The organism is Thalassospira lucentensis (assembly GCF_001613805.1).
Classification (GTDB): domain Bacteria; phylum Pseudomonadota; class Alphaproteobacteria; order Rhodospirillales; family Thalassospiraceae; genus Thalassospira; species Thalassospira lucentensis_A.
Map to the genome: position 1 here is coordinate 160,231 of NZ_LPVY01000011.1, position 17,867 is coordinate 178,097.

Here is a 17,867-nt window from a genome sequence, read left to right on the forward strand (position 1 = left end):
GATTTGTATCATGGTGGGGTGCGGCGGGTTTTTCGTATGTTGGCACTGCAATTTGAATAATCCTAATCCGGCTTGGCATGCCGCATGCCAATGTCGCGTGATGTGCCGGTGACTGGTGGCCCAAAACCACAAGAGAGCAGTTATCGGCGATGCGGCACAACAGTCAGGTAGCGACAATGGCCATGCCCCATTTGCAACAGCCCGATCCCGCACATCCCGTCCCGCAAAATGACACGCTGCCGGAAGATGATCGTGACCAGCCCTTATATAAAACCCGCGACAAGGTCTATCCGAAACGGGTGTCGGGGTATTTCCGTAACCTGAAATGGTTCGCCCTGATTACCCTGCTTGCGATTTACTGGATCGTGCCTTGGCTGCGCTGGGATCGTGGCGCATCGGCGCCGGATCAGGCGGTTCTGATCGATATGGATATGGGACGCGCCTATTTCTTCTTTATCGAAATCTGGCCGCAGGAAGTCTATTACATCACCGGCCTTCTGATCCTGGCGGCAATCGGTCTTTTTCTGGCGACATCCCTGTTTGGTCGCATCTGGTGCGGTTATGGCTGCCCGCAAACGGTGTGGACCGATCTTTTCATGCTTGTCGAACGCCATATTCAGGGGGACCGCAATGCCCGCATGCGTCTGGACAAATCGCCCTGGACATTCGAAAAAATCTGGAAAATTGGCGCAACCCATCTTTCATGGCTGGTGATTGCCGCCGCAACCGGTGGTGCCTTCGTGCTGTATTTCAACGATGCCCCCACGGTAATGGTTGATATCTTTACCGGCGAAGCGTCACTGGGCGTTTATGTCACCATCGCGTTCCTGACTTTTTCGACCTATCTGCTGGCTGGGTGGGCGCGCGAACAGGTTTGCACCTATATGTGCCCGTGGCCGCGTTTCCAGTCGGCGATGCTTGATGACGAGTCGATGATCGTCACCTATGAAGGCTGGCGCGGCGAACCGCGTGGTCCGATCAAGCGTAAAAACCTTGTCCGCGGCGAAGTCCCGGAAGTCGGTCACTGCATTGATTGCTATGCCTGCTTTAACGTGTGCCCAACGGGGATCGATATCCGTGACGGATTGCAGATGGAATGTATCGGCTGTGGCCTGTGCATTGATGCCTGCAACGAGATGATGGACAAAGTCGGCTTCCCGCGCGATCTGGTGCGGTTCGATTCCGTGCAAAACAGCCAGCTTCGTGCCCATGGCAAGGCAACCAAAATCCGCATCGTCCGCCCGCGCACGATTTTCTATTCGGTCATTCTCGTGCTTGTTGCCTCGGTAATGGCTTTTGGGCTTCTGAACCGCACAACGCTTGAGGTCAACGTCCTGCGTGACCGTAACCCGATCTTTGTCACGTTGTCAGATGGCGACGTCAGAAACGGCTATACGCTGAAAGTCCTGAACAAGGAACAGGCTGAGAAAACCTATATCCTTCAGATCGAAGGCCTTGATGCCAGCGATTTTCAGGTGATCGGTCTGACACCGAACCAGGACGGCACATTCAGTCTGGATGTCGCACCTGATCGTGTCGGCAGTTTCCGCGTCTTTGTTGCGGCAAATCCGGAAACATTAAGCAGTGAATCAACACCCTTCGAGTTCAGCGTGACAGATCCGGAGGATAATGTTCGCGAAACTTATGATACGGTATTTGCCGGTCCGAAATAACCGGACCGGCCTGATGATCCGGCCGCCGATCACGTGCCACCGGGCAGGAGATAAAGATTATGACGATCCAGACCACAACATCACAGGCTTCTGGCACCGGCCCGCGCAAATCGGATCGTCTGATCCCGTGGTATTTCGTCGGTGGTTTCGCGATCATGCTGATTGCCAATATCTCGCTGATCACGTTTTCAATGACCAGCTGGAATGGCCTTGTCACCAAACACGCCTTTGAAGAAGGCAATAATTACAATGCCGCAATGTCAGGCGCGCAACGCCAGGCAGAACTGGGATGGCGCAGCAAACTGTCCGTTGATGGCCTGATCAATCAGTCCGCGACGGTTACTGTCCTGTTCCGGGATCGTGATTTCCAACCGATCAGCGGTGCAGAAATGGAAATCGTTCTGCGCCGTTCGGATCGTGATGACCTTGACCAGACTGTCCGGCTGGCCGAAATCGCCCCGGGGGAATATCGTGCCAGTGCCGCCTTCCCGGTTTATGGACGCTGGGAAATCCGGACCGTTGCACGCGCTCTTGGTGATGATTACCAAACCGTCGAGACCGTTCTTGTAAAACCATGACAACCCCGAACACCTGTCACCATTGTGGAGATCCGGTGACATCCATGTCACCGGCGGGACCCGATTTCTGCTGTCGGGGCTGTGCAGGTGCGTTCGCGCTTCTGGGTGATCTTGGGCTGAAATCTTATTACAGCCGTCGAAGCATTGATCCAAAAACCAGACCTTTGCGCCCCGATACGGATGAAATCGCAGCGATTAATTTCACCGACCTTGCCAGTACCGACGACAAAGGCATTCATCATCTGAACCTGATGGTAGACGGCATTCATTGTGCTGCCTGTGTCTGGCTGATCGAAACCCTTTTGCAAAAAAATCCGTCCGTCCTGCATGCGCGCGTCAACATGACCACCCGCCGCCTAAGGATGGCATGGAACGGCGACATTGCCGATGTCGATGAGCTGGTTAAACCGGTTCTGCAAATGGGATACCGGCTGATTCCGTTTGATCCCGCAGCGCTCGAACAGGCGACCCAGGCCCGCAACAGCGAATTGCTCCGCTGTCTGGCAGTTGCCGGATTTGCCGCAGGCAATGTCATGCTGCTTTCGGTGTCCGTCTGGGCTGGGTATTTTCAGGGCATGGGCGGGGCAACCCGCGATCTTTTCCATTGGATATCGGCCCTGATTGCCCTTCCGGCGGCGGCCTATGCCGGTATCCCGTTTTATCGATCCGCATGGGGCGCAATGCGCAATCGCCGGGTCAATATGGATGTCCCGATCAGCCTCGGCGTTATTCTTGCCCTTGGCATGAGCTTGGCCGAAACCATGCGGGGCGGCCCTCATGCCTATTTTGATTCGGCGATAACACTTCTGTTCTTCCTGCTGGTCGGTCGTTATCTTGACAACCGTGCTCGCGGTCAGGCCCGATCGGCGGCCGAACATCTGCTGTCGCTAAATGCCCGGTCGGTCACGGTCCTGGATGACGATGGCACCCGCCGACTGATTGCGCCGGACAAGGCAAAGCCGGGCATGATTGTTATGGTGGCCGCAGGTGAACGGATCGGCATTGATGGTGAAATCCTCGACGGGCAGTCGGATATCGACACCAGCCTGATCACGGGTGAAAGCATCCCCGGCATTGCCAAACCGGGCGCGACCGTTTTTGCCGGAACAACCAATATTTCAGCCCCCTTGCGCATACGTGTTACCGCAACCGGTCAAACCACGCTTTTGGCGGAAATTGTCCGGTTGATGGAAAATGCCGAACAGGGACGTGCCAAATATGTGGCCCTTGCCGACAGGGTGGCAAAATCCTATGCCCCCGTGGTCCATATTCTTTCAGGCACGACATTTCTGGGTTGGTGGCTGATTGGCGGGATTGGCTGGCAGGATGCCCTGATGAATGCGATTGCCGTTCTGATCATCACTTGCCCCTGCGCGCTGGCGCTCGCTGTGCCGGTCGTTCAGGTGATTGCAACCGGGCGGCTGTTGCGTGCAGGGATTCTTGTCAAATCGGCCACCGCACTGGAAAGACTGACCAGCATTCGCGGTGTCATTTTTGATAAAACCGGTACATTAACCACCGGCAAGCCCGAATTAATAAGCAATACCGAAAATGAAGGGTCGCTTGAACTTGCGGCTTCCATCGCCGCCAATAGCACCCATCCACTATCCCGTGCCCTGGTTCGGGCCGCCGGAAATGTAACACCAATCGCCAACGTCTCCGAACATCCAGGGCAGGGATTGTCTGCGGAATTGCCCGGTGGCGTGGTTCGGCTGGGAAGCCGTGCATTTTGCGGCATTGCTGAAAATGCTGACCTTTCCAGCCACGTTGCGGGCCCCGAAATATGGTTACAGGAACCGGGACGGGCAGCCGTCCGATTTGTTTTCCGCGATGCCCCGCGCCATGATGCCGAACAGGTTATCGAAACGCTGTCTGCACGCGGATTTGATATCGCCCTTATGTCGGGGGATCGGCCGGTGACGGTATCGCAGCTTGCCGAAACGCTTGGCATCCGCGACTGGAAGGCACAACTATCTCCGGCGGACAAGGCAAACGAAATCGCCCGCCGCGCAGAAGACGGAAAATGCGACCTTATGGTCGGTGACGGCATTAATGATGCGCCGGCACTTGCCGCGGCCCACGCATCCATGTCACCAGCCAGTGCCGCCGAAATCAGCCAGAACGTCGCCAACATCGTGTTTCAGGGGGATCGTCTTTCAGCCGTGATAGAGGCCATCGATGTTGCAAAAAAATCCGACCGGCTTGTGCGGCAGAATTTCATGCTTTCGTTTGGCTATAACATGATTACGATTCCATTGGCGGTTTCGGGTATGGTCACCCCACTGGTGGCCGCCATTGCGATGTCTTCATCATCTTTGATTGTAATTGCCAACGCATTGCGCCTGCGATCAGGAAGTGACAAACCGGCAATCGAAGATCGCGCACCCCTCGCCGTACGTGCCCAAGAGGCAGGAGCTCCGTCAGTATGAGCAACCTATTACTTCTGATACCAATCGCCCTGTTTCTGGGACTTCTCGGGCTGGCGGCATTTCTGTGGTCGCTTAAATCCGGGCAGTTCGATGATATGGAAGGGGCCGCCAATCGCATCCTTTTTGATGACGACGATCAGGAACCGCAGGACAGCCATACGAAAAACAACTGAATGAAACGTTAGTATCGCTTGAACTGCCCCTATCTGATCGAATAGATTAATTCCAATTCAACACCTTAATAAATGTAGCTCCGGAGTTTGCCATGTCTGTGCGTTCCCAGCTTTGTGAGGCCTGCGGAATCAAGGACTTGACCTTCTGCTCTTCTTTGCAGGGTACGGAGCATGACCGTCTGCGCCAGATGCTGACTCATGTTCAGTTTGATCCGCACAGCACGATTTTCCATGAAGCCGAAGATGCCGATTACGTTTTCAACGTCACATCGGGTTCGGTAAAGCTTTACAAACTTCTGGGTGATGGCCGCCGACAGATCACCGGTTTCCTTTTCCCCGGTGATTTTCTTGGTCTGGCGCTGAACACCACATACAGCTACACCGCCGAAGCAATCGAGCCGGTAACCGCCTGCCGCTTCCCGCGTGAGAAGCTTGAAAAGCTGTTTGACGAATTCCCGCGTCTTGAAAAACGCATGCTGGGCATGGCGGTTGACGAACTGGCCGCCGCACAGGACCAGATGCTGCTGCTCGGTCGCAAGACCGCCAAGGAAAAAGTCGCATCCTTCCTTCTGATGCTGGCCCGCCGTCAGGAACATCGCGGCGAGGAAAGTGACACGATCCAGGTCCCGATGAGCCGTTCCGACATCGCCGATTATCTTGGCCTGACCATTGAAACGGTGTCACGAACCCTGACGCAGTTGCGCAAGGAAGCGACGATTACGCTAAGGGATAACCGTCATATCGAAGCGGTCGGCATTGATATGCTCGAAGACCTTGCCGAAGGTTTGTGATTGCGTTGTGCAAATGCACAACAAATCGCGAAATGGACTGAATATCCTGCAACTGCAATAACGGGAACCTGTCCTGTTAAAGGCTATTCGACCAAAAGCCTGTTTCGCGATTGCGAAAAAACAGTTCCCGCAAATGGTCATCATATTGTAAACATGACGGCACGCCTGACACAGATCGGGCAGCCAAATCCGGTTATACCGGGGGAGAAACGTCATGAGTGCCACCACAAGAAAACAGGGCCGCATCACGGTTCCTGAAATTCGTGCCCGCAAGGGTGCAGAACCGGTTGTCTGCCTTACGGCCTATACCACGCCGATGGCACAACGCCTGGATGAACACTGCGACCTTCTTCTGGTCGGTGATTCATTGGGCATGGTTGTTTACGGCATGGAAAGCACCCTTGCCGTCACCGTCGACATGATGATCAACCACGGCAAGGCTGTCATGCGCGGCAGCTCGAACGCCTGTGTGATCGTTGATCTGCCATTCGGAAGCTATCAGGAATCCAAGAAACAGGCGTTCCGCACCGCATCACGCATTCTGGCCGAAACCGGTTGCGCAGGTGTGAAACTTGAAGGTGGCGCCGAGCTGGCCGACACCATCGCGTTTCTGAGCCAGCGCGGTATTCCCGTCATGGCCCATATCGGCCTGATGCCCCAGCAGGTCAACACCATGGGCGGCTTCAAAAGTCAGGGCCGTGGTGACGACGCTGCTGCCAAGGTGCTTGCCGATGCAAAAGCCGTTGCCCAAGCCGGTGCATTTTCGGTTGTTGTCGAAGGCACTGTCGAAGCCGTGGCACGACGCATCACCACGGAAATCGATATTCCAACCATCGGCATTGGCGCATCTGTCGCCTGCGACGGACAGGTATTGGTGACCGAAGATATCCTCGGAATGTTTTCCGATTTCACCCCGAAATTTGTCAAACGCTATGCCAATCTCGGCGATCAGATTTCCAAGGCGGTTGAAAGCTACGCCACCGAAGTCCGGACACGTCAGTTTCCGACCGATGATCATTGCTTTGGCGTAACCAAACCCGGCAAATTGCGCGCTGTAAAATAGCAGCACCGCATACGCCCAACAGACGATCGACAACACGACAATGACGCTTAAAACCGTTCACAGCGTTGCAGAACTGCGCGCGGTTATTGCCCAATGGCGCGCAGAAGGTTTGCGCGTCGGACTGGTTCCCACAATGGGGGCCCTTCATGCCGGGCATATCAGCCTGACGGAGCATATCCGCAATCACGCTGATCGTGTTGTTGTCAGCATTTTCGTCAATCCGACGCAGTTTGGCCCCAACGAGGATTTCGGTGCCTATCCGCGCACCTTGCCCGATGACCAGAAGATGCTTGATGCTGCCGGGGTGGAGCTGTGCTTTGCCCCCTCGGTCGAAGAAATGTATCCCGATGGCTTTGCCACCCGTGTCAGCGTTGACGGATCCCTGACCAACGTGCTGTGCGGTGCCGCCCGGCCCGGCCATTTTGACGGCGTCGCCCAGATCGTAACCAAACTTTTGCTGCAAGCCTTGCCCGATAGCGCGATATTCGGCCAGAAAGACTATCAGCAACTGATGGTCATCCGGCGTTTCAGCACCGACCTGAACATACCGGTCGAAATCATCGGTGCACCGATCCTGCGTGAGGAAGACGGACTGGCAATGTCATCGCGCAACCGTTACCTCACCCCAGATGAACGTGCTGTTGCTCCGACCCTTAACCGGGTTCTAAGCGAAATCGTTAAAGCCGCGGTATCCGGTGCGGAAATCGGCCCGCTTCTGGCCAGGGGACGCGAAGACATCCTGCGCGCGGGTTTCAGCGCGATCGATTACCTTGAAATCCGGGATGCCAATACGCTTGAACTGGTCACCGAACGCGTCACAGGTCCCAACCGCGTCTTTGTCGCCGCCCATCTTGGCAAGGCCCGCCTGATTGACAATCACGCCATCGAACCAGCCCATATCGTGAGTTAAACAGTGGCTTGGCCGGGACGAATCGCCGATTGCGGTGAAAGCGGTATCAAAAGCGCAGAACATCGCGCTTTTGCGCCTGATTGCGCTTGACTCTCCACCCCCTATCGCATAAACCCTGCGCAACAAAGGTCGCCCAAGGGGTGACTCCCCCAGTCCTCGAGTTGTCGAGCACTGGGTTTTAGTTTTTTGTGCGCACACGGTGGAAACACCGGAAACACAGACGGGATTTGGAATGTTTGAAGGACTAAGCGATCGCCTTGGCGGGGTTCTTGATAAGCTGCGCAGACGTGGCGCGCTGAAAGAATCCGACGTCAAGGAAGCCATGCGCGAAGTACGCGTCGCCCTGCTTGAGGCTGACGTAGCGCTGCCGGTCGTCAAATCATTCATCACCAATGCAACCGAGCGTGCGGTTGGTCAGGACGTTCTGCGTTCGGTCACACCGGGCCAGATGGTCGTCAAGATCGTTCATGACGAACTGAAAAACATGCTGGGTGAAGGCGAGGATATCAACCTTGCGGCCACCCCGCCGGTTCCGATCCTGATGGTCGGTCTGCAGGGTTCGGGTAAAACCACGAGCTCGGCCAAGATCGCGCTGCATCTGACCAAAAAGCGCAACAAGAAAGTCCTGCTGGCGTCGCTTGATATCTATCGCCCGGCCGCCCAGCAGCAGTTGAAAATTCTGGCCGACAATAACGGCCTGAACGTTCTGCCGATCATTATGGGCGAAAAGCCGGTATCGATCGCAAAACGCGCAATGGATATGGGCCGCAAGGAAGGCTATGACGCCGTCATCCTCGATACTGCAGGTCGCCTGCATATCGATATGGAACTGATGAGCGAGGTCGCCCAGGTCCGTGACGCGGTCAACCCGGCCGAAACCCTTCTGGTCACCGATGCGATGACCGGTCAGGACTCGGTCAATGTGGCCAAGGAATTCGCCGAAAAGGTCGGCATTACCGGTATCGTTCTGACCCGTATCGACGGTGATGCACGCGGTGGTGCGGCTCTTTCGATGCGTCAGATCACCGGCTGCCCGATCAAGATGCTCGGTACCGGTGAAAAAATCGACGAGATGGAAGCCTTCCATCCGGATCGTATCGCCAACCGTATCCTCGGTATGGGCGATGTCGTCAGCCTTGTTGAAAAGGCTGCCGAGACGATCAAACAGGAAGACGCCGAGAAAATGGCGAAGAAGCTCGCAAAGGGTCAGTTTGACCTGAACGATCTTCTTTCCCAGCTCAAGCAGCTTCAGAAAATGGGTGATCTTTCCGGCATCATGGGGATGCTGCCGGGCATGGGCGCGCTGAAAAAACAGATGTCGCAGACCAAGCTTGATCCCAAACTTCTGACCCATCAGGAGGCGATCATCCTGTCGATGACGCCCAAGGAACGAGAAAACCCGGCCCTGATCAAGGCATCGCGCAAAAAGCGTATTGCCGCAGGCTGCGGTCTTTCGGTTCAGGATGTGAACAAGCTGCTCAAACAGTATCAGACCATGTCCACCATGATCAAAAAGATGGGCAAGATGGGCAAAAAGGGACTGTTTGGCGGCATGCCGAAAATGGATCCCTCGATGCTCGAAGGCGGCGACATGCCCGATATGAGCAAGTTGCCAAAAGGATTTCCCGGTGCCGGGGGCGGATTACCGCCCGGGTTCCCGGGATTGGGCGGCGGTGGTTTGCCGCCGGGATTTCCGGGGTTCGGTAAAAAGAAATAGCCAAGCCCCCGGTTCTCAAGATTTTTCGAAAGAACCAAACACCCCGGTTCCCTGAACCGGAATAAATTGATCCTCCGGGATCGTAACTTGAAGACTACAAACCCAAGCTGAAAGGAACTTATCCGAATGGCTGTCAAGATTCGTCTTTCCCGTGGCGGTGCCAAAAAGCGTCCGTACTACCGTATCGTAGTTGCAGATGCCCGTGCCCCGCGTGACGGCAGCTTCATCGAGAAAGTCGGTACCTATGATCCGATGCTCCCGAAGGATGCTGACAACCGCGTGACCTTCAAAGAAGAGCGCATCAAATATTGGCTGGGCGTTGGCGCACAGCCGACCGATCGTGTTGCACGTTTCCTGGGCAAAGCTGGCCTGGCTGACGCGTTCAAACCGACCGAACAGCCCCAGAAGTCTGCTCCGAAGGCGAAAGCCCAGGAACGCCTTCGTGAGAAAGCTGAAAAAGCCGAAGCCGCTGCTGCTGCAGCTGCCGAAGCTGCTGCGGCTCCTGCTGAAGAAGCTGCCAGCGAAGAATAAGCTTTTCGCACGCTTTGATCAGATACCGGAAATTTGTGAACCGAAATGGCTGATACCCGCAAATCCAAAACCGACGATGCATTTGTCTGCGTCGGCATGATCACCGCCCCGCACGGGGTGCGTGGTGCCGTGCGCGTCAAAAGCTATACCGTCGATCCGGATAACCTTGTCGGTTACGGCCCGTTGTTCGACGCCAAGGGACAGGCGAAATTCAAACTGTCTCCTGTCGGACATGTTCGCGACCAGCTGATCGCCAAGATCGATGGTGTGAACGACCGGGACGCCGCCGAACGGCTGCGGGGAACCAAGCTTTACGTACCGCGGACGGCCCTGCCGGAAACGGAAGACGAAGACGAATTCTATCTTGCCGATCTTGTCGGCCTGAAAGCCCATCATGTTGATGGTTCGCTGTTCGGGACGGTACGGGGTGTGGCTGATTTTGGCGCGGGCGATGTGATCGAAATCGCGCTGGAAGAAGTCCGTGGCAAAGTCGTCGTTCTGCCGTTTACCAAGGAAGTCGTGCCCGATGTGGTGCTTTCGGAACGCAAGCTGGTGGTAAATCCGCCCGAGGGGCTTTTGCAGGAAGAAGAAGGACCGGGAAATCGTACCCGCCGTCCGGGCAGCTCCCGCAAGGACTCTCAGGCCGACCGCGATTCTGATGCCGTCACTGCCGATGCAGTAGGCGCAGAAAATGCGACCGGCAGCGGAAAGGAGGCCTGATCGATGTCTGTGTGGCAGGCCAAGGTTGCAACCCTGTTCCCGGAAATGTTCCCGGGCGCGCTCGGCCAGTCTCTGGCCGGACGGGCACTGGAAAACGGGATCTGGTCGCTGGATGTCAAAGACATCCGTGATCATGCAACCGACCGTCACCGCACTGTTGACGACAATCCTTTCGGGGGTGGGGCCGGTATGGTCATGCGCCCGGATATTGTCGACGCCACCCTGCGTGAATTGCGTGCGGAAGCTCCGCAATTGCCGCTGATTTATCTCAGCCCGCGCGGGAAAATGCTGAACCAGAAACGTTGCCGCGAACTGGCAGCGGGACCGGGTGCCATCCTGTTGTGCGGTCGCTACGAAGGTATCGACCAGCGCGTACTTGATGAACACGCGGTCGAGGAAATCAGCATTGGCGATTACATCCTCATGGGCGGCGAACTGCCGGCCATGGTCCTGATTGAATCGTGCATTCGCCTTATCGAAGGTGTGGTCAACAAGACCGAATCCGTCGACGAGGAAAGCTTTGAAACCGGGTTGCTTGAATATCCGCATTACACGCGCCCGGCCAATTGGAACGGGCGTGACGTGCCGGAGATCTTGCTTTCCGGACATCATGCCAAGGTACAAGCCTGGCGGCATGCTCAGGCAGAGGAAATTACCCGTGCTCGGCGTCCTGACCTTTGGGATCAGTATGTCGCACGCGGGCACATCAAAGAGGGTTAAACCATGACCAACGCAATCATCCAGCAGATCGAAAAAGATCAGCTCGATAAAATCGCTGCAAAACGCGAAGTTCCGGAATTCGACGCAGGCGACACCGTCCGTGTTCACCTGAAAGTCGTTGAAGGCACCCGCGAGCGTATCCAGCAGTTCGAAGGCGTCTGCATCGCCAAGAAAAACCGCGGCCTGAACTCGTCCTTCACCCTGCGTAAAATCGCATCGGGCGAAGGTGTCGAGCGTATCTTCCAGAACTACTCCCCGGCGATCGACAAAATCGAAGTCGTCCGTCGTGGTGACGTTCGTCGCGCAAAACTTTACTACCTGCGTGGCCGTACCGGTAAATCGGCGCGTATCGCCGAACAGACCACCGGTCACAAAGGCAAACTGACCGCTGCAGAACGCAAGAAATAATCTGCGTTCCGTATTGTCGGAATGATTTACGGGCTCACCTTCGGGTGGGCCCGTTTCTTTTGGGCTATTTCTTTTGCCTGTGTTTCGGGCGACAAAGAACCCCGAAATACACTTTATACGTGCATCATATCGAATCGCCGGTTTTCGCGCCCGATTGATGTAACGCGCGGAAACCTTGCGAATAACATATAACTTTATTTTATATCAGATATCCCTGTTTTGGCCGCATCCCCCGGAATCTGGTTGTTTTGGCTACTACAGGATGCTCAATTTTCCCTGAATCTACTTTGGGATGTAATTGCGTAAAAAAACACGCGCCCGGTTGCTTGCGATTTGGAAGCTTGAGTGTATAAAGGCACTCCCGCGGCAAAAACGATCAAGTCCGTGCGGTTCTGGATAATAAAATTTCGCATATCGGGACAAACCCGGATGCCCGGAGGAACAGGCGACACAGTGCGCCGCATGACATCGCAATCCAGGGATTGCCGTCGTAAAAAACATCCCCGGTTTAACGTCCATTGCCGGCACAACTGTCTGGTCGTCGCTGCATACAAGATCGATTTTAAGAGGAGGTCGAGATGGGTGCGCCTAAAACCCTTTTTGACAAGATTTGGGAAAGTCACGTGGTCGATACGCAGGATGATGGTACCTGCCTGATTTATATTGACCGCCATCTCGTTCATGAAGTGACCAGCCCGCAGGCTTTCGAAGGCCTTCGCAATTCTGGCCGCAAAGTGCGCCACCCGGAACTCACCCTTGCCGTTCCGGATCATAACGTTCCGACCACGGACCGTTCCGAAGGCATCAAGGAAGAAGACAGCCGTATCCAGGTCAACACCCTTGACCAGAACGCCAAGGATACCGGCATCCATTACTTCCCGATGAATGACCTGCGTCAGGGCATCGTTCACATTGTCGGCCCCGAAGAAGGTTTCACCCTGCCGGGTATTACCATGGTCTGCGGCGACTCGCACACCTCGACCCACGGCGCATTTGGCACCCTGGCATTCGGTATCGGCACGTCTGAAGTCGAACATGTTCTGGCCACTCAGACGCTGGTTCAGAAACCGGCGAAAAACATGCTGGTCAAGGTAGAAGGCGATCTGCATCCGGGCGTTACCGCCAAGGACGTGACCCTTGCCATCATCGGGCGCATCGGCACGGCCGGTGGCACCGGCTATGTGATCGAATATGCCGGTTCGGCCATTCGGTCGCTGTCGATGGAAGGCCGCATGACCGTTTGCAACATGTCGATCGAAGGCGGTGCACGCGCGGGCCTTATCGCACCGGACGAAAAAACCTTTGAATATATCAAGGGCCGCCCGATGGCGCCCAAAGGTGCGGCGTTCGAACAGGCCGTCGAATACTGGAAGACGCTGCCGTCTGACGAAGGTGCGCATTACGACAAGATCGTCGAAATCGATGCTGCCGACATCATCCCGCAGGTCACCTGGGGCACGAGCCCCGAAGACGTCGTACCGGTTAACGGCAAAGTGCCGGCACCGTCCGACGCCAAAGACCCCGGCAAACAGAAAGCCATCGCCCGTTCGCTCGAATATATGGGCCTGACGGCTGGCACCAATATCGAAGACATCAGGATTGATCGCGTTTTTATCGGTTCCTGCACCAATGGCCGCATCGAAGACCTGCGCGCCGCGGCGGTTATCGCCAAGGGTCGCAAGGTTGCCGATCATGTCAGTGCCATGGTCGTTCCGGGTTCCGGTCTGGTCAAGGAACAGGCAGAAGCCGAAGGCCTGCACGAGATCTTCCTCGAAGCCGGTTTTGAATGGCGTGAACCGGGCTGCTCGATGTGCCTTGCGATGAACCCGGACCGACTGGAACCGGGCGAACGTTGCGCATCGACCTCCAACCGTAACTTCGAAGGCCGTCAGGGCCGTGGTGGCCGTACCCACCTGCTCAGCCCGGCGATGGCCGTGGCAGCGGCAGTCACCGGTCATCTGACTGACGTCCGCAAACTCGGTTAAGGCAGAAACCCATGGCAGAACAGTCATTCATCAGTTTCCGTGACGGCGCCGCGCGCTGTGGCAGGGCCCCGATCCTTGAACAACTGCTTCCGCAGCTGACCGGGATCAATCTGCCCGAATTCGTTGCGAAGGATATCGACGCAACCGAGGAACTGATCGAGGCACTTGGTCTTGCCTGGGAAACTGGAAGCAAGGGATAAGATTAATGGATAAGTTCACGACCCTCACCGGTGTGGCAGCACCGCTACCGATGATCAATGTCGATACTGACATGATCATCCCGAAACAGTTCCTGAAAACCATCAAGCGTTCGGGCCTTGGCAAGAACCTGTTTGATGAAATGCGTTACGACGACAAGGGCAACGAAATCCCGGATTTCGTCCTGAACAAACCGGCCTATCGCAATGCCAAGATCATCGTATCGGGTGACAACTTTGGCTGTGGTTCGTCGCGTGAACATGCGCCCTGGTCGCTGCTTGATTTCGGCATTCGCTGCATCATCGCACCAAGCTTTGCCGACATTTTCTATAACAACTGCTTCAAGAACGGCATCCTGCCGATCCGTCTGCCGCAGGAAGATGTCGACAAGCTGATGGATGACGCCGAACGCGGTGAAAACGCCACCATCACCATCGATCTTGAAAAACAGGAAATCCATGGTCCGGATGGCGGCTGCATCAAGTTTGATGTCGAACCGTTCCGCAAACATTGCCTGTTGAACGGCCTTGATGACATCGGTCTGACCCTTCAGAAAGGCGATGCGATCAACGATTTTGAAGCCAAGCGCGCTGCGTCGCAGCCCTGGCTGTCGCTGTAATTCAAAGAGGCGGCAGACCGTTCGGGTTTGCCGCCCTTTTTGTCGATACGGGGTGTGCGGCCCCGATAATATCTGGGAAGGATTGTTTGATGAGCACCACCAAAAAAGTTCTGATGCTGCCCGGCGACGGCATTGGCCCCGAAGTCATGCGTCAGGTTCAGCGCGTCATGGACTGGATGGCCAAGAAGCGTAACGTCAATTTCGAAATCACCGAAGGTCTGATCGGTGGCGCGTCGATCGATGCGCACAACAATCCGCTGACCGATGAAACGCTTGCCGATGCCATGGCGGCCGATGCGGTTCTGCTCGGTGCTGTTGGTGGTCCGAAATGGGATAACCTTCCGTTTGAAATCAAACCGGAACGCGGCCTTCTGAAAATCCGCAAGGAAATGGGCCTGTTTGCCAATCTGCGTCCGGCACTTGTGTTTGATGCGCTTGTCGGTGCCTCGACGCTGAAGGAAGACATCGTCAAGGGTCTGGATATCATGATCCTGCGCGAACTGACCGGCGGCATCTATTTCGGTCAGCCACGCGGCATCGAAGAACGAGACGGTGTGCGTTTTGGCTTCAACACGCTGGTTTATTCCGAGCCGGAAGTTGAACGTATCGCCCGTGTCGCCTTTGACATGGCCATGAAGCGCAACAAACGACTGTGCTCGGTTGATAAGGCCAACGTTCTGGAATCGACCGTCCTGTGGCGCGAAGTTGTTGAACGCGTTGCCAAGGACTTCCCGGAAGTCGAAGTCAGCCACATGTATGTTGATAACGCCTCCATGCAGCTGGTCCGTAATCCGAAACAGTTTGACGTGATGGTCACCACCAACATGTTTGGCGACATCCTTTCCGATTGTGCCGCAATGCTGACCGGGTCGCTCGGTATGCTGCCGTCTGCATCGCTGGGTGCTGCCGATGAAAACGGTGCGCGCAAGGCGCTTTACGAGCCGGTACACGGCTCCGCCCCGGACATCGCTGGCCAGGATATCGCCAACCCACTGGCAACCATCCTCTCATTCGCCATGATGCTGCGTTACTCGTTCGACATGGGCGATGATGCCACCCTGATCGAAACCGCGGTTCAGAACGTTCTGAAAGGCGGACTGCGCACCGCTGACATCATGCAGCCGGGCATGGCAAAGGTTTCGACCACCGTCATGGGTGAATCGCTGATCAACGAACTCGACAAGATCGCCTGATCTTTCTGATCACGCCTCAAAGAACAAAGGCCGGATCATTGATCCGGCCTTTTTCTATGCCCGTCCCAGATGTTGCAGGAAAACAAGCTTGTCCGGGTTCCGGTGAACAAAAATATCCACCACCGCACCGTCTTTCTGTGCAAATCCAACGGCCGAGACAAGGCTTTCGCCTTCATGCAGCAGCAGCCAGTAATCTGTTCCGTCAAACGCAATGCTTTCCACCGCGTTCTCGGCCTTTTTGCGCCAGACACCGGTAAAGAAGCGCGCAACCTTTTCCGCACCATAAATCGGATTTGCCGCCGCCGGGGCCTTGCCGCCACTATCGGAATGCATGATCACATTGGGTGCCAACTGCCCGATCAGGGCCTGCAAATCCCCGCCGATCAGGGCATCGACAAAAGCGGTAACCTGCCCCTTATCAGCGGCTTCACTATCGGGAACCGGTGTCGGGTCGCGGTCATGTTCGCGGTTCACCTTGCGGCGCGCGCGAAACAGGATCTGGCGGGTATTGTTTTCGGTCCGCTCGATCACCGGGGCAATTTCCTCGTGTGACCAGTCAAAAACATCATGCAGGACAAGGGCAACCCGTTCGACCGGTCCCAAGCGTTCAAGCATCATCACATAGGCCTGCCCCAGGCCATCCCGTTCAATCAGGTTGTTTTCGGCTTCCGCCTCAACCACAGGCGCCCAGGGTTCGGGCAACCACTGCCCGACATAATTTTCACGCTGGCGACGGGCCGATTTCAGAACATCAAGGCAGATATTGCTACATACCCGCACCAGCCACGCCGTGGCATCGCGGATGTCATCCTTTGTTGTCGCCCGCCAGCGCAACCAGACATCCTGCACGGCATCTTCGGCATCGGCATGACTGCCCAGCATGCGATAGGCCAGGGCATGCAGCCGCCCGCGATGGGTTTCGAAAACCTGATCTGCCATGCGATCCCCGTCAAACACATGAAGCGATACGGGACAAGCCCGTATCGCCGATTTGGTGGTCATCCTGCCCGATAGGTCTGACGAAGCAAAGACCCTATCGGATCGGGGATTGCGATCAGGCAAACTCATGCTGCGCAATACCAAGACGGTTCCAGGCATTCATCGTTGAAATGATGCAGGTCAGCTCGGAAATGGCGTCTTTTTCGAAATGATCGACAAGATTGCGATAGCTTTGCGAAATACGGTCCTGATCAACGGCCTCTGTCAGGCATTCCGCCCAGTCAAGTGCTGCCCGTTCTGCTTCGTCATACCCTTTGGCCGCACGCCAGACCGCCAGCATGGTCACCTTGATCGCATCACCGCCGTGATCGGCATGACTTTTGGAATGCATGCGCAGGCAATGCGAACATCCATTGATTTGCGACACCCGGCATTCCACCAGATCGCGCAGGACACGCGGGATCTGAGGGTTATCTTCAAGGCTGCTGGCAAGACCCAGCATCGCTTCAAAAATTTTCGGGCTCGATTTCGGAACGTCAAAACGGCTCATCATGTTTCTCCGTGATTGCAAACCGGGGGAAATCCCCTCTGCAATCAGGACGAAACAGCTTTGGCCCACGTTACATATCCGACCAAAAAACTTTATAACGCCCGAAATTCTACACGATGCGGGTCTTTTTCAGGGCTTCGACAACTTCTTCATGCATGACCCAATGCCAGTCTTCGCTGTTTTGCTGCGCACCATCGGCCAATGTGAAAACCGCTGCCAGATAATCGCTGACATCGGATTTGCAGGTCGGCAATTCGGCCGCTGCCGCAATCTTGCGGGCCAGTTTGCCATATTTCTTGTTTCCGATCCGGGACCCGAAATGACCAATCGTATTTGCCAGTTGATTGCCCGTAATTTCCCGCCCCGGTGCCTTGGCATGGGCCCGAAGCATATCGCGTTCGCAACTGGATATCTCAATGGATTTAAGCGCACGGACATAATCATCAACGCGGCCGATATGCGGTCCGGTACGGTGGGTGATCTGGGTGGAATATGCACGTGTAACCGGGTTATCCCGGTGTGTCATGTTCAGCATGTTGTTTCCTCCCGAAGGAACAACCGGGTATGAACACCGCGCGCCGTGCCGGTTGACCCACGACACGCATTATCAAAGTTCGGACTCTGCGGCCCGTTTGAACATTGGGTATATATGGGTCGGGCCATCGCAAAA

19 protein-coding genes are annotated in these 17,867 nt (G+C 55.7%); 16 read left to right on the forward strand and 3 right to left on the reverse strand.

What is annotated here, in order from left to right; all coding sequences use genetic code 11:
- The first annotated feature begins 176 nt into the window (after positions 1–176).
- From ccoG to leuB, 16 genes are all read left to right on the forward strand, one after another.
- Positions 177–1,673, forward strand: coding sequence for a cytochrome c oxidase accessory protein CcoG (ccoG, locus tag AUP42_RS10775; protein ID WP_062951611.1), 1,497 nt, complete (start codon positions 177–179; stop codon positions 1,671–1,673).
- Between the two features lie 59 nt (positions 1,674–1,732).
- Positions 1,733–2,251 carry a FixH family protein gene (locus tag AUP42_RS10780; RefSeq protein ID WP_062951612.1) on the forward strand — a complete coding sequence of 173 codons (519 nt, stop codon included), beginning with the start codon at positions 1,733–1,735 and terminating at the stop codon, positions 2,249–2,251.
- Positions 2,252–2,295: 44 nt separating this feature from the next.
- Positions 2,296–4,680 carry a copper-translocating P-type ATPase gene (locus AUP42_RS10785; RefSeq protein ID WP_062951613.1) on the forward strand — a complete coding sequence of 795 codons (2,385 nt, stop codon included), beginning with the start codon at positions 2,296–2,298 and terminating at the stop codon, positions 4,678–4,680.
- Entirely contained in the window at positions 4,677–4,853 is a 177-nt protein-coding gene (gene ccoS / locus AUP42_RS10790; RefSeq protein ID WP_062951614.1) for a cbb3-type cytochrome oxidase assembly protein CcoS, read from the forward strand. The genes AUP42_RS10785 and ccoS overlap by 4 nt, the downstream gene beginning before the upstream one ends.
- A 92-nt stretch (positions 4,854–4,945) precedes the next feature.
- Entirely contained in the window at positions 4,946–5,644 is a 699-nt protein-coding gene (locus AUP42_RS10795; RefSeq protein WP_062951615.1) for a cyclic nucleotide-binding domain-containing protein, read from the forward strand.
- Positions 5,645–5,858: 214 nt separating this feature from the next.
- Positions 5,859–6,707, forward strand: coding sequence for a 3-methyl-2-oxobutanoate hydroxymethyltransferase (panB, locus tag AUP42_RS10800; protein WP_062951616.1), 849 nt, complete (start codon positions 5,859–5,861; stop codon positions 6,705–6,707).
- A 40-nt stretch (positions 6,708–6,747) separates the two neighbouring features.
- Positions 6,748–7,617 (forward strand): pantoate--beta-alanine ligase, encoded by an 870-nt coding sequence (panC, locus tag AUP42_RS10805; RefSeq protein ID WP_062951617.1) that lies wholly within the window; start codon positions 6,748–6,750, stop codon positions 7,615–7,617.
- 232 nt (positions 7,618–7,849) lie between these two features.
- Positions 7,850–9,334 carry a signal recognition particle protein gene (gene ffh, locus AUP42_RS10810; protein ID WP_062951618.1) on the forward strand — a complete coding sequence of 495 codons (1,485 nt, stop codon included), beginning with the start codon at positions 7,850–7,852 and terminating at the stop codon, positions 9,332–9,334.
- A 126-nt stretch (positions 9,335–9,460) separates the two neighbouring features.
- Positions 9,461–9,865 carry a 30S ribosomal protein S16 gene (gene rpsP, locus AUP42_RS10815; protein ID WP_007089124.1) on the forward strand — a complete coding sequence of 135 codons (405 nt, stop codon included), beginning with the start codon at positions 9,461–9,463 and terminating at the stop codon, positions 9,863–9,865.
- Between the two features lie 45 nt (positions 9,866–9,910).
- Positions 9,911–10,585 (forward strand): ribosome maturation factor RimM, encoded by a 675-nt coding sequence (gene rimM, locus AUP42_RS10820; RefSeq protein WP_062951619.1) that lies wholly within the window; start codon positions 9,911–9,913, stop codon positions 10,583–10,585.
- Positions 10,586–10,588: 3 nt separating this feature from the next.
- The gene (gene trmD / locus AUP42_RS10825; RefSeq protein WP_062951620.1) at positions 10,589–11,305 is read left to right on the forward strand and encodes a tRNA (guanosine(37)-N1)-methyltransferase TrmD; all 717 of its coding nucleotides are present in this window, start codon (positions 10,589–10,591) and stop codon (positions 11,303–11,305) included.
- Positions 11,306–11,308: 3 nt separating this feature from the next.
- The gene (gene rplS, locus AUP42_RS10830) at positions 11,309–11,713 is read left to right on the forward strand and encodes a 50S ribosomal protein L19 (RefSeq protein WP_007089127.1); all 405 of its coding nucleotides are present in this window, start codon (positions 11,309–11,311) and stop codon (positions 11,711–11,713) included.
- Between the two features lie 578 nt (positions 11,714–12,291).
- Positions 12,292–13,698, forward strand: a complete 1,407-nt coding sequence (leuC, locus tag AUP42_RS10835; RefSeq protein ID WP_062951621.1) for a 3-isopropylmalate dehydratase large subunit — start codon at positions 12,292–12,294, stop codon at positions 13,696–13,698.
- An 11-nt stretch (positions 13,699–13,709) separates the two neighbouring features.
- Positions 13,710–13,898 (forward strand): hypothetical protein, encoded by a 189-nt coding sequence (locus tag AUP42_RS10840; RefSeq protein ID WP_062951622.1) that lies wholly within the window; start codon positions 13,710–13,712, stop codon positions 13,896–13,898.
- Between the two features lie 5 nt (positions 13,899–13,903).
- A complete protein-coding gene (gene leuD, locus AUP42_RS10845; RefSeq protein ID WP_062951623.1) occupies positions 13,904–14,515 on the forward strand; it encodes a 3-isopropylmalate dehydratase small subunit in 612 nt (203 codons plus the stop codon).
- An 89-nt stretch (positions 14,516–14,604) separates the two neighbouring features.
- Entirely contained in the window at positions 14,605–15,708 is a 1,104-nt protein-coding gene (gene leuB / locus AUP42_RS10850) for a 3-isopropylmalate dehydrogenase (RefSeq protein ID WP_062951624.1), read from the forward strand.
- A 54-nt stretch (positions 15,709–15,762) separates the two neighbouring features.
- Here leuB and sigJ read toward each other — a convergent pair whose 3' ends face one another.
- The 3 genes from sigJ to AUP42_RS10865 form a co-directional block, all read right to left on the reverse strand.
- Positions 15,763–16,647, reverse strand: a complete 885-nt coding sequence (gene sigJ, locus AUP42_RS10855; protein WP_231858240.1) for an RNA polymerase sigma factor SigJ — start codon at positions 16,645–16,647, stop codon at positions 15,763–15,765.
- 115 nt (positions 16,648–16,762) lie between these two features.
- Positions 16,763–17,197: a carboxymuconolactone decarboxylase family protein gene (locus AUP42_RS10860; RefSeq protein WP_062951626.1), complete on the reverse strand. Its 435-nt coding sequence runs from the start codon at positions 17,195–17,197 to the stop codon at positions 16,763–16,765.
- A gap of 109 nt (positions 17,198–17,306) precedes the next feature.
- Positions 17,307–17,732 (reverse strand): hypothetical protein, encoded by a 426-nt coding sequence (locus tag AUP42_RS10865; protein ID WP_062951627.1) that lies wholly within the window; start codon positions 17,730–17,732, stop codon positions 17,307–17,309.
- Positions 17,733–17,867: the final 135 nt, after the last annotated feature.